Below are 12,175 nucleotides of genomic sequence, written 5' to 3'. Positions count from 1 at the left end.
GGCCCGACGGCACCCGGCTGCGCCTCCCGCAACTGTCGACGCAACGCCAACGACTCCTCAAACATCACCCGCGCCCCCGACAAATCACCCACCGCCCGCAACACCCGGCCGACGTTGTCCAGCGATACCGAAACATCCCGCACCCCCTGCATAGCGTCCGGCTGTATCTCCCGTAACTGCCGGGCAAGCACCAGTTGATCTTCGAAGGCCACCCGCGCCCCCGCTACATTCCCCACCGCAAACAGCGCCTTCCCTACATTGCCTGCTGCCCACATCACCAGGCGCTCCCCCGCTAGCGCACTGGCCTCCCGCGTGATTGCGAGCACGCGTTGCGCGTAACTGACCAGGTTCTCCGCCTGCAGATACTCGCCGCCCCAGGTTTCATCAGCCTTGAGAAGCGCCTCAAGCCCCACCTGGCTGAGTGAACTCGCCTCAAGTGCTTCAACCACCGCAAACCCTTCGGAGTGGGAACGAAGTGCCCGAATCAGCGTGACCTCGGTCCCGGCCGGTTGCAGATTGAGAGCGCGGGCCAGCACCGGCGCCGAAGTGACGTCGCCCGAGGAAATGGCATGCCAAAGCGCGTCAAGAGCATCAGTGGCATCCCACGTGTCATCGGCGCCGAGAACCGCCACGATCCGCTGATGAACATCTGCGGGCGCCCGACGAACGGCCGCGTCGCGAACAATGCCGTGAGAGAAAGTGAGGCGGCCAGTCACATCAGACTCACGGAGCTGACCACCAAGCACCCGCCGCAGCGTCGCCACCTTGATTTGCGCGTCAGAATCCTGAAGCAGACGTCCAAGATCAGCCGGCGCCAAACCCGAGGGCGAGACCGCGAGCGCACCCAAAAGCACGGTCGCACTCACCGAATCCAGGCGCGCGGACACGGTATCGAGGAATACCTCCACCAACTCCGCAGGCTCACCTGGCAACATCCGTGCCTCAGCGGTCAGGAGGTCAGCGATCGCTTGAGCCTGATCCGGTTCATGGGCGATCGCAGCGAAATCATCGGCATCCAAATCACCCAGCAAATCCACCGCAAGACGAACCCACAACGGAACACGAGACTCACCCGCCACCAGAGCCAACACCGCCTCCGGCAAGCTCCTACCCGCAGAGCGCGTCCACATCTCCGCCGCCTCCGCCGCCGTCCGACCCGACAACCGGCCCACCTCCACCCGCCGTGCCCCCTCATGGACAAGAATCTGCGCATGTGCCGCACTCGTCGTCGAAACAACCAGCCCGACCCCCGCCGGCAACCTGCGAACCGGCCACACATCAGAGCGCTCCGGTTCACCGGAGAATGCATCCAACGCATCGACCACCAGCACGAACTCCCCGAACCCGGCACGGATCTCAGTCAGGGTGTCTCGCCACCACCGTGACAGCTCCTCCACATCGGTGTTCTCGGGCACCGCGATATCCCGCCCCGTCCAGGCAACGAGCTGTTCGGTGATGTGCTCGATAAACACTCGCGCTGACGCGCCCACCGTGCTCGCCCCCAGCAACGCCGACACCACCCGCACCTCCCGACCACGCAATGCGTCCTCTACCGCGCACACCACCGTCGATTTACCCGTGCCCGATTCCCCGACAAGCACCACCCGCTCACCCGCCACCACGGCGCTCACAACCTCAGCAACCATCTCATCGCGACCCACCATCAGCGCATGATCATCACGGAACAACCGTTCACTACCCGACGTTCCTGCGGCCTCGCTGACCCGGGCGAACTCCTCGGCCTGGCGCACCACTGGACCAGCTAACAAGCCGACCATCAAGTCTTCGAAACTGACCTTGCGCCCAGCACTGCGCACCGCATCCAATGCCGCACCCGCCGCACCCACCTCAGCGGTGTACTCCACGACCACCACACTGTCGCGGTGCCGCACCTTCTCGGCCACCTCATCACGGAACCGCCGGACATCCGTCGGGTCGCTATCTGCCCAACCATCAGGTACCTGCCCGACTAGATCCCGAAACACCACCAAGTGATCGCCCTCCGGCGCCGATTCCCACAACAGCCCCAGACCGAACTCCAGCGCCGTGACCGAAAGTCCTTCGATCGACTGCGACTCGGGGACACCCGCCGCACCCGCCACCGCATGCGCGTGGACGGCCTCGGGCACATACCCGTAGCGGGCACCCACCAATCCCATAAACAACGGCCGTGCTCGCTGAACTTCCGCGAGACAAACATCGAGCACTTTGCGGGCAGCTTCTTCCTCGGAGATGCCGAGGGTGTCGACGCCCCAACGCAGGTCAATCAACTCCACACGGATTCCCAACGGAGCAACTAACTCATCGAGCCGCTCCCGCACCGGACCGGCAAGAATGTCCCGCTCACCGTGGAAATCGCGAAACGTGGACGAAACGAACACCGGAACGACAGCCATCGACAAACCCTTGCCTTATCGGAATGAACCCATCGACCCTACGAAGCGCGGGCCACTCCTGACCATCCCCCAAACAGCCGGATCGACGGGCTACTTCGACCCAGAACAGTCAGGAACGTGCACATCGGCCCGTCGGACTTCGTCCTAGTGGCTCGACGACCGCAAGTGGGCGTACGTCCGTCTGGAAGGCCGCGCCTTCATCGACGCACCTCTGAACCTGGATTACAGACTCGAGGTCTGGGACAGCCCCAACTCAGCCGGTATCATCATCGACGCCGTGCACGCCGACGCCTGCTATCGCTTCTGCCGCGGGCTACTCGCTTACGTTGGTGGAGTCGAGTCGGCGGCACAGGTCTTGGCCCTAGCCATTCGGGCCACTCTGCTGCAGATCACAGGTCCTCACGGAGGATCGACCGGCTGGCACGCCTCAAAACCACACGATGGCCGTGATCATCAAGACCGCCCAGATCGCTATCACCACTGAAGCCAGGACCACGGCGCCGCGCCGACCTTCATAGGGCTTGCGCCGCAGAACCTGCAGAGCCATATAGGCCAGGACACAGGCCGCCCCGGCGACGATGATCCAGAATGGCCAACTCAGCGGATCAGCATCGTCGTTGCTCCCCGTCACAAGTCCCAGGAGGCCCGCGGGCCAGCAGGCGATGAACATCATCCAACTCACGTCTTCATAGGCGAAACTGTCCGCCGATCGGGCGCTGCCGCCTGGTTCACCCGAACGGACGGCGCGGATGAGCGTGTGGCCGAACACGCGATCTGCTGATGGCGCGCGTCGCGCGCGAGTCCTGATCGGAACCACCTGGCACAACTTCAGGAGGAGCACGCTGACCGTCCAGAGCTGAACCCTCGGGTGGGGAAACGGTGTCGGTTATGACCGCTACCGGTCTCGACTCAGGAGGCAGTTCACCCATGCACGACCACCAGACCGACCCGGCCGACCCACGACGTGACGGCGCGGAACGCAGCAGGCGACGATCCGTCTCCCGCGTACTGCTGACCCGAGGCCGTGTCATCTCGCACGCCGATGCCCCCTGGGCAAAGAGGGCCCGCTTCTCGCGTCTGATCACTGCGGTTCTCGCGTGCTGGACGACGTGGATGCTCATCGAGTTCGAGACTGCAGAGTCACTGGCTGAACTGTGGGCCGACATCGACCCCGCAATCCTCGCCGTCGTCCTACTCGGTGTCATCGTCGCCGCCGTCACCTGGGCCAGCATGCGCCTCAACAACAATCCCACCCACTGGCTACCCGAGCTTCGGGCCCACCTGAACGGCGGTTCCGCCACCGGCGCCCGGAAAATCGGGTGCCAGGTGCTGATCGCGACCGACGACGGACGCACCGAGGAACTCGTGATCCCAAACGACTGCGGCCTGCAACCCGGCGACGCGGTCGAGGCCTACGGGACTCGTGTCCGCGAGTACCGGCACGTCTGGGCGGTGCGACCGACCGACGGTGTCTGGCAGTATTCCCGCGGACTCCTTCTGGCCTACCTGCTGGCTTCGTGCAACCTCGGCGGGGCGCTACCCCTCCTGATCATCCTGATTCTGAAAGCGGTGTAGCGATCAGCTCGCGACGGGCGTGGGCGGAACATTGAACCTGCCACGACCCGTCCCAGTGCTTCCGAGCTCACTGCGCCACTACCATCAGCTGATCGTCGTCGAGCCCTTCGGCGCGGTAGCGCTCTGCTTCGGCGTCGTCGGCGACGATCACTCGCACGCTGCCTTCCGGAGCCTCCGTCTTGAACTTGCGATCAAGAATGCGCGTGAGGCCAATGTCGAGCACCATGCGCCCGGTCGCCGACGGATAAACGGGAGCGTCGGCCGGGGCCACGAACGCATCACCCGGGTCACGGACCGCCGCTGGGTCGGCACCCGGCCGGCTCAACGCCCGCGCCAGAATCCCGCCAACGCCGGCACCGCCGGTTTCCAGCGGTTTGGCCGACCAGTCGATGCTGGCATCGGTGACGACGAAGGGTCGCGCGAGGGCGAGGTGGTAGCCGTCCCGGGTCTGCAGCTCGACGACCTGGCATTCGGTGACACAGCCCTGCGCGACACCATCGTGCTGACGGAAGACGTCGTCGGCTTCGCCGCTCTCCCACTCCTCGCCGGTAATCGGGTTGACCGGCACTAGCGGAACCACCGCCTCCAGAACCACGGCAAGCGCGTCCGCGCCGTAGCCGTACGCCACCATCCCGGCTTCACCGAGCAGATCGTCGACCTCCGTGTGATCGATCCAAACAGCAGGCTCACCGTCGCGGATCACCACGAGCACGTGCCTGGGCGGCCCGCCTTGGTCCTTGTACCACTGAGCAAACGCAAGAACGCGTGCTCCGATCTGGTTACGTTCGATTTCGGGCATGGTTACTCCTTCGGATCGTCCCAAGTCGGAACCGCTTCCCCACGATCTTCTCGCACCGCGACGACACCAGTTCCACCAGTTGCTCGTTCGACAGGTGAAAGCCGTCCATCTGGAGAACGTCCGCAGGGATTCCCAAAGTCGTCAGTGCAACGGCGAGACGCTCCGAAACATAGCTCTTCCCCGCCCCCGGCTGGCCGACCACACCCAGAACGACCCGCTGACGCGAGTCCTCGACGGAACCGACCGTCCGGACGATATCCGAGACGGTAACCACACGGGGGCCAGGCAGCACATCAGGCATTGTGGGACCATCCTTGCTCCGAGGAGTGGGACACATCACCGCGGATACCGGGCACGCTGCCAGCGTACTGCCGCGCCGCACCGCGACCGCGCGGTCCCGTCTCCGGTGACCACGCGTCGATTCTCACGCGGCTACGGGCTGCCTCGTCGACAGCAGGCGGACGTGGTTCGCGGCCAACCGCAGCTGGGTCGACAACGACGTGCGGTGGCTGAGGACCGTCGTCGGAAGTTCGGCGGCAGCGATGGCCGGGGCGAAGAAGTGATCACCCGAGACCAGAGCCAGCTCGGCGAAGCGACTGGTGTCGACGCGCGCGAGTTCCTCGAGAAGCGCCAGATCGGCACCGTCGGGGCCGGAGCGGACCACGAAGCGCGCCTCCGGCCAGCCGAGTTTCGCACTCACGAGCGAGTAGTGGCTGCACCCGACGATCACCTGGTCCCAGGCGCCCAGGTCCAGCGCGTGCGAGATCTCGACCCGAAGGGCTCTGACGTGATCGATCGACGTCGTCGCACCGCGCGCCGCGTTCTCGATGTCGACGAGAACGAGGCGGCGCTGGGCGCACACGTCGGCGTAGCTGGGGATGGGATTCGATGAGTTCACGGTGCTGCCTTTCAGTAACGAGACCGGAGATCTCCGGCTGTACTGGAAAACCGATTCCCCACGTCGCGATCACTTCGGCTACCTGCGGAAAGCCCAGCGGCCGAGGACTGTCGACACCACCAAGAACACGAGGGTGCGGACGGGGTTCGCGATCATCGCGCCGATGAGATAGTCGACGGTGTCGAACGCCGCCAGGACGAACTCACTGACGATGCCGTCCAAGCTCCCTGTGCTCCACCAGTACGAGGCGACGAAATAGACCGTCGGCGCGACCAGTGCGAGCACGACGCCGAGACGGATCAACCCCGTCCGACTGGCGCGTCGCTCGAAATCCTCGTGCCCGCCTCCGCGTCGCACCACGGTGAGATCCGAGGTCTTGACGTTCACTTCGCTGAGCGCGCCGAAGCCGTCGTCGAACCGCACGGTGACGCGCTGCTGCCAGAAGCCCGAGGCCTCCCCGACGACGACTCCGCGGGTGCCCCGCGAAATGCCGGTCCCCGCCACCGAATCAGACAGGCCGCGCGGAATCACTGCCGTCGCCTTCACCCAGTCACCATCACTCGGGAGCGATCCGAAAAGGCTCATCGGATGATCCGCATTCGCGGTCGGTGCTCACCCGATCGCACGCGTTCGCGATCCTCGGCGTTGAGTCCGTCGTTGCCACTGTCGCGGTTGCGGTCGGCTTGCTGCCCGTTCGCGTCGTCGAGTTCCTCCACCTGTTGGTTCACCGGCTTGACCGGGCCCCTCGGATTGGGTGGTTCCAGCATCCACAGTCCACCGGCTACAAGTGCCGTAGCCGAAGCGACGATCGCGGCCTTGTTTCGAAAATCACTCACAGCGACACCTCTCCATCGACGACCCCGACATCTTCGGAGTTCTCCAGTGGAACCGTTTCCCCAGCCGCGATTCGTGGCGGAATTCCCGCGTTCATGGGATATCTACGTGCGGTGCCTCCGCTCTAAGGTCGCCTCATGGGATTCTTCAATCGCCGTTCCAACCGAGCCGGGTCGTCACTGGGCACGACGGGAAGCGCGCAGTCCGCCACAGACCTCCAGGGCGGCAGTGGGCTCGGATTGGTTCCACCCCGCCTCGACCTTCCCGAGTTCTGGGTCCATGAGTCTCTCCGCCTCGAGGACCAGTCGATGCTGCGGTCCGACGCGACTCCGCCCGGGATCCACACGCAGTGTGGACCCAAGGGGGTGGTCGGACGGCTCGGCGACCGGCTACTCCCCTGGCGCGCGTTCAATATCAGCGAGGTCGCACCGAGTCCGACGCTGCGCGCAGTCGCGATGGTCATGGGCGCTTATCCGGGAGCAGAGATCGAACTGACCGAGTACGGGAGTCGCACCCCGATGGAGTCCCTCCCCGGCTTCACCGTGATGGACAATCGTGGCTCGAGCATCTGCGGTGTGGACTGGTCACCGGACGGACGCACCCTCGCGTGCCTGGAATGGTCCGGAGTCGGCGTCCTCACACTGCTCGACGCCCAGACCGGCCGACGGACCGTTCTCACCACCCTCGACAAGATCATGGGCAACGAGGTACCCCGATTCAGTCCAGACGGGCGATGGATTCTGGTCCCGACGAGTGCTCCGAAATTGGTCTCACTCGACCAGAGTGTCAGCGTTTCGCTGCCGCTTGAGCACGCCTATGTGGACTGGTGGCCCGCACGCGGACCGTCCGCGCTGTTCGCGATCGTCGGCCATGCCGGCTCACAGCATTTCGGCGCCTATGACCTGGCCTCCGGTCGTTTCGAGGACCTCGGGCCACTCCAGCTGCCGCACCAGCCGGACCTCCCGGAGACCCGCGCGCTGATCCATACGCCCCGCGTCTCACCCGTCGGCGGACACGTTCTGGTCGGCAGTTGGTTCGGTCCGCCGGGCCCCTACCAGGAGGAGAACGGCAGCCGGGAACGCGTCGCCGTCCTCGACGTCACGACCGGCCAGGTGACCTCACCGATTTACCCGTGGGCCGACGCCGGCAGCTGGTTGGAGCGCGATCACTCGAAGTGGTTCTGGACCGGACGCCCCTCGACGACAACCGGGCCGACCGTTGTCGCTCCGGCTCTCTTCAACGAGACGACGCCGTTCGACAACAACGATTTGCGAGCGCACCGGGATGCCACCGACCGCGACGAGTTGGTCGTCGTGTGGTCGTGGTGACCCTTTCGAAGCAGTCACCCACTGGCGCTCTTACCCCCGGAATCACCTCATGCGTGGGTTGCATCAACGGGCACCGCCCGATCCCATCCCCCAAACGGCGGAACTCTGCTTGCAGAGCCACACGGCCGTCAGATTTCGGTTAGCGTAGCTGCGAACTCACCACAGGAGACCAGCATGAGCAACCTCGATGCAACCAAGATGAAGGTCCAGCGAATCCTCGCCGAGAATCTGAATGGCGTGGAACTGACCGAGTCCGGTTTCACCGTCCGGAACGGCACCACCCGAGCCTTCATCACCTGCAGTGAACGGGACAACGGCAATCGGACCTATGTCCGGGTCCAGGTGCCGTTGCTCATGCACGTACGCCCTTCCCCCGAACTGTTCGAGTACATCGCGTTCCACGCCGCGGAATACATGTTCGGAACGGTCTACCTCGTGAAGCCAGCAGATGATGGGACCAGCATTCTGATGTACGAGCACACCCTGCTCGGCGACTACCTCGACGAAGAAGAGCTGCTGTCCGTTGTCTTCGGACTCGCTCAGGTCGGCGACGAAATCGACGAGGAACTGCAAGCCAAGTTCGGCGGCAAGCGCTTCCACGAGGACTAATCGATGCGCAGCGAGGAGATCGCGAGCCTGATCCACGCCAGCACCTCCGAAGCCAAACGCTGGGGCGGCGACCTCGGCTACCTGCATCTCGCGGTGGTGCTGTCTCGACGATGGAACGACGAGTTCATCGCAACGTTCGGTGGTGACGGCCTGGGGATGATTCATGACCGCCTGCGGGCGAAGCAATACATCGGCGACGAAGCTGATATCCGCGAGCTGCTGAGCGCTGGAGATCGCGCTACCGTGCTGGCAAACCTTGCCGAGCTGATCAAATCGCAAGCGGCGCAAGATGATCTGATTGACGATGAGCCCGCAGCCACGTCGGCGGAAACTGCGGCCGCGGGGAATGTCACCGAGGCCGAGAGTGGCCCCGCCGATCAAATCCTCGGACTCGCGACGCGGCTCACCGGTGAACCGATCCCCGGACGTGACACCGAGCTGACCGAACTTGCAGCATTGCTGCTCGCGCGCAGCGCTGGCCCTGTCGTCGTTTCCGGTCAGGCCGGTTCGGGACGTAGCGCACTACTCGAGGCACTTCCGCACGCACTCGCTCGTGCCGGAGTGGCACGAACGGTCTACCGTCTCGACCCCAGATCCGACGTCTCGCCAGACGACCTTTACCGGCTCCTCCGTCAGGCCCCGGAGGACTCGGTGATCGTCGTCGACGATCTGGATCAGCGCGCCATGCTCCGCGATTCGCCGCCCGCCGTTGACTTCCTGCGCGCCTTGCGTCTGGGAACCGATCAGACGAAGGCACGCGTCGTCGTCTCGCTGGAATCGAAGAACGTGCCGCGGTTCGAAGCGGCCCTCGCCGACTACGGCCATCGGGTGTCGGTCGCGCCGTTGACCGAAGTGGCCGGAACGACGGCGATCGACCGGACCCTCGCCGCGGTCCGCGACCAGTACCCCGGTATGACGGTCGACGACGAGCTTCAGGCGGCAGTCACCGCGCCGCCCACTCGCAACGAACACTTCGCACATCCCGGACTCGCCGCACGACGACTCGACCTCGCCCTCGCTCGGGCCTCCGTAGCCGGCCGCACCGAAGCGACCGTCGACGACCTGCACCGCGACGGTTCCGCTCCCGCCCTGCGGCGGCAGGCGCACGAGCTGACCGCCGCCCTGAAGGAACGAATCCAGGGGCAGGACAACGCAATCGAGTCCGTAACGCGCCGTCTCGCACTGACTCGCTCGAATCTGGACCTCCGTCCGGAGCGCCCGAACGGAGTGTTCCTGTTCGTCGGCCCTACCGGCGTCGGGAAAACTGAGCTCGCCCGGGAGATCGCCCGCGTCGAGTACGGGAGCGCTGACGCGCTCATCCGACTGGACATGTCGGAGTACTCGCACAGCTGGGGCGTCAGCCGGCTGACCGGCCCGATGCCCGGCTACGTCGGCTCGGACACCCCGGACGAATGGCTCACCACCAAGGTCGCCGACCAGCCGCGGTGCGTCGTGCTGCTCGACGAGATCGAGAAGGCGCACCCCACGGTGTGGAACACCTTCCTCCAGGTGTTCGACGCCGGCCGCCTCACCGACAGCCGCGGCACCACCGCCGACTTCGCAGACGCCGTGATCGTGATGACCTCGAATCTCGGTGTGCGCGAAGCACAATCGAAAGCCGTCGGCTTCGGCAATGTCAACACGGCCAGCCGTTCGCGCAGTCTCGCCCAGGACGCACTCGAAAAGGCCATGCCACCCGAGCTGCTCAACCGGATCGATGAAATCGCACAGTTCGAGCCACTCACCCCCGAGGCGATCGCTCAGATCGCCGAGGTCGAGGTCGCGGCCGCGATCGACATGCTCACCGGCCGCGGCTGGACCTTCACGGTCGACGCCGATGTGATCGCCTGGCTCGCCACCACCGGCTACGACCCCGCCTACGGCGCCCGGCACCTCCACCGGAACATCGAACGACGCCTGCTCGCCGACTTGGTCACCTTCGCTGAGCAAGGCGTGTCCGCTGTGCACGCAAGCGTCGTCGACGACGACATCGTGATCTCGAAGGCGTAGGCGCCCGCACGGCAAATTCCGAGCCAAGAGAGGCCGCTCAGCTTCCGAGCTCTGCGGCCTCCCCGCTCCGTGCCTTCGCCTGGCGAATCAACCGATCCGCAACCATCATCCAGTTGGCACGCACGTCCTCGTAGGGCATCAACCATTGCGTATCCTCGGGCGGTATATCGAAGCCGAGCGCCTCAAGCCACACTTCCGCAGATATCCAGTAGGCATTCCTCGATCGTTCCCTACTTATGATCTCCTGGTACGCAGGGCGGGCGATTTCACGATCGCCCAGATAGAGAGCTCGAAGCGCCAAGAGTTGGCAATAGACATATGCCGAGTAGTCGTAGGATTCGTGATTCCGCAGGTTGTCGACAAGGCCATCGAAGATCACCCTATTGCCGAGATTGGCGTATCCCAACAGCAGCAGACAGTCGCGCTGGAAGGAAAACTGCCCAAGATTGATCGAACGCTCCAAGTAGGCGTTGATTCGGTCGACATCCAGATCGCCCTTGAAGCGGGCATTACGGACCAGGTCATTGATCTCGAGTTCAAGCTGGAATCGCCGAGAGGTGTTGCCCGCGGAATTTCGGGCAAGTTCGGTTGGATCGTAGTTGGCGACACCATACAGCCTGTCTGCCATTGCCTGCCAGCGATCGATCCGGTCCGGCCGCCAGACTTTGACGTATTCTTCTGAGTCTGCGAATCTCCTGCAGGCCCGTAGGGTCACCGCATACTGGTATCGGGATAACTTGGCGAATGCTGGCGGTGCGCTCTCGACGAGGAGGCCGGCGGCCCGCATCGCCTCATCGAATCGACACACCGAGCGGCTGCGGTACATCGCCCATCGCAGCGTGAAGTGGGCAACCTCCGGATCGGTGGGATGCAAAGTGAGTAGACGGGCGGCCCCCGCATCGAACGGCAATGCCAGCGCGTGGACAAACCGGATGAAGTCGCTGATTGCCGAATCCGACTGGACAACGCTTTCGGGAGGGATGAGCGGCGCAAGCACTGCGATCGACGGCCCATCACTGACGATCTTGGCGAGCCCCTCCGGATATATGTCCCACTCATATCCGAGCCGGATCGCCAACGCAATGCCCTGCAACTGTGCGGCATCCGAACCCAATTCGTGTCCCGCCTTGATCCGCGCGATTGCTTCGTGCAGCCCACGCCGCGCAGCCGATTCCCAATCTGCAAGGCTCCAGTAGCCCTCGGAATCACGATCCAATTTGACTAGTCGTCGGATCTCGTCATGAACGCGATACGGATAAACCAGACCGTCGTCGTGCTCGACCAGCGCGAAACGAATCGCTCTCTCCACGTCCGCAGCATCGACTCCGGCCACCGCAGCTGCCAGCTGGATGTCGAACGACGGCAGCACACACGCTGCACGGAATGCTCTCGCCTCGGCTGGCGACAGCGTCCTGATCAAGCGCTGAACGACATCAGGGAGCCCTCCTGAGAGGTCGTCGGCGGTGAACTCCCGGCCGGGTAGTCTAGCGTTCAGCCGCAGCGCGAGCTTCAGGACGGCGTCGATGTGAAGGGGTAGCCCAGCGGATCTGAGCACAAGCTCCGAAATCAGATCGTCGGAGATCCGCCAGTCCTCGGCAGCCCGATTCATCTCGTAGAGCCTCCTAGTGTCTCGTGTCGTTAATTAGTTGAGGGTTTGTCGCCTGCGATAATGGGATATGGCGAATTCTCCGGCTCCGGCGCTGCAATTGCGTGAGGGCGATGCTGC

Annotated in this window: 12 protein-coding genes and 1 pseudogene; 5 read left to right on the top strand and 8 right to left on the bottom strand. The window is 64.3% G+C overall.

Annotated features, from left to right (window positions below):
* Positions 1-2,396, bottom strand: a 2,396-nt coding sequence (locus tag ACFFJD_RS16910; RefSeq protein ID WP_382366297.1) for a DUF4062 domain-containing protein, incomplete at its 3' end; no start/stop codon positions are given.
* A 111-nt stretch (positions 2,397-2,507) separates the two neighbouring features.
* Here ACFFJD_RS16910 and ACFFJD_RS16905 point away from each other — a divergent pair.
* Positions 2,508-2,682, top strand: a pseudogene (locus tag ACFFJD_RS16905) (inositol-3-phosphate synthase); the annotation flags it as partial.
* Between the two features lie 141 nt (positions 2,683-2,823).
* Here the strand turns inward: ACFFJD_RS16905 and ACFFJD_RS16900 are convergent.
* The gene (locus ACFFJD_RS16900) at positions 2,824-3,165 is read right to left on the bottom strand and encodes a hypothetical protein (protein WP_382366295.1); all 342 of its coding nucleotides are present in this window, start codon (positions 3,163-3,165) and stop codon (positions 2,824-2,826) included.
* 344 nt (positions 3,166-3,509) lie between these two features.
* Here ACFFJD_RS16900 and ACFFJD_RS16895 point away from each other — a divergent pair, with 344 nt between their 5' ends.
* Positions 3,510-3,971 (top strand): hypothetical protein, encoded by a 462-nt coding sequence (locus ACFFJD_RS16895; RefSeq protein ID WP_382366293.1) that lies wholly within the window; start codon positions 3,510-3,512, stop codon positions 3,969-3,971.
* Positions 3,972-4,038: 67 nt separating this feature from the next.
* On the opposite strand, the gene ACFFJD_RS16890 is transcribed toward ACFFJD_RS16895, so the two are convergent.
* The 5 genes from ACFFJD_RS16890 to ACFFJD_RS16870 form a co-directional block, all read right to left on the bottom strand.
* Positions 4,039-4,770, bottom strand: coding sequence for a hypothetical protein (locus tag ACFFJD_RS16890; protein WP_345314455.1), 732 nt, complete (start codon positions 4,768-4,770; stop codon positions 4,039-4,041).
* Positions 4,751-5,071 (bottom strand): nucleoside/nucleotide kinase family protein, encoded by a 321-nt coding sequence (locus tag ACFFJD_RS16885; RefSeq protein ID WP_345314454.1) that lies wholly within the window; start codon positions 5,069-5,071, stop codon positions 4,751-4,753. The genes ACFFJD_RS16890 and ACFFJD_RS16885 overlap by 20 nt, the downstream gene beginning before the upstream one ends.
* A gap of 123 nt (positions 5,072-5,194) precedes the next feature.
* Positions 5,195-5,668: a hypothetical protein gene (locus tag ACFFJD_RS16880; protein ID WP_382366290.1), complete on the bottom strand. Its 474-nt coding sequence runs from the start codon at positions 5,666-5,668 to the stop codon at positions 5,195-5,197.
* 78 nt (positions 5,669-5,746) lie between these two features.
* The gene (locus tag ACFFJD_RS16875) at positions 5,747-6,214 is read right to left on the bottom strand and encodes a hypothetical protein (protein ID WP_345314453.1); all 468 of its coding nucleotides are present in this window, start codon (positions 6,212-6,214) and stop codon (positions 5,747-5,749) included.
* A 35-nt stretch (positions 6,215-6,249) separates the two neighbouring features.
* Complete coding sequence (locus ACFFJD_RS16870) at positions 6,250-6,504, bottom strand: hypothetical protein (RefSeq protein ID WP_382366288.1); 255 nt, start codon at positions 6,502-6,504, stop codon at positions 6,250-6,252.
* 306 nt (positions 6,505-6,810) lie between these two features.
* Here ACFFJD_RS16870 and ACFFJD_RS16865 point away from each other — a divergent pair, with 306 nt between their 5' ends.
* The 3 genes from ACFFJD_RS16865 to ACFFJD_RS16855 all read left to right on the top strand — a co-directional run bounded on the left by ACFFJD_RS16865 (position 6,811) and on the right by ACFFJD_RS16855 (position 10,449).
* Positions 6,811-7,830 carry a TolB family protein gene (locus ACFFJD_RS16865; protein WP_382366286.1) on the top strand — a complete coding sequence of 340 codons (1,020 nt, stop codon included), beginning with the start codon at positions 6,811-6,813 and terminating at the stop codon, positions 7,828-7,830.
* Between the two features lie 174 nt (positions 7,831-8,004).
* Positions 8,005-8,439 carry a T3SS (YopN, CesT) and YbjN peptide-binding chaperone 1 gene (locus tag ACFFJD_RS16860; protein ID WP_382366284.1) on the top strand — a complete coding sequence of 145 codons (435 nt, stop codon included), beginning with the start codon at positions 8,005-8,007 and terminating at the stop codon, positions 8,437-8,439.
* Between the two features lie 3 nt (positions 8,440-8,442).
* The gene (locus ACFFJD_RS16855; RefSeq protein WP_382366282.1) at positions 8,443-10,449 is read left to right on the top strand and encodes an AAA family ATPase; all 2,007 of its coding nucleotides are present in this window, start codon (positions 8,443-8,445) and stop codon (positions 10,447-10,449) included.
* Positions 10,450-10,486: 37 nt separating this feature from the next.
* Here ACFFJD_RS16855 and ACFFJD_RS16850 read toward each other — a convergent pair whose 3' ends face one another.
* The gene (locus ACFFJD_RS16850) at positions 10,487-12,058 is read right to left on the bottom strand and encodes a hypothetical protein (protein ID WP_382366280.1); all 1,572 of its coding nucleotides are present in this window, start codon (positions 12,056-12,058) and stop codon (positions 10,487-10,489) included.
* Between the last annotated feature and the right edge of the window lie 117 nt (positions 12,059-12,175).

It is taken from the genome of Gordonia phosphorivorans (assembly GCF_042432625.1).
Lineage (GTDB): Bacteria > Actinomycetota > Actinomycetes > Mycobacteriales > Mycobacteriaceae > Gordonia > Gordonia phosphorivorans.
The sequence above is the reverse complement of the archived record's forward strand: the minus strand, read 5'-3'. Positions and strand labels throughout refer to the sequence as shown.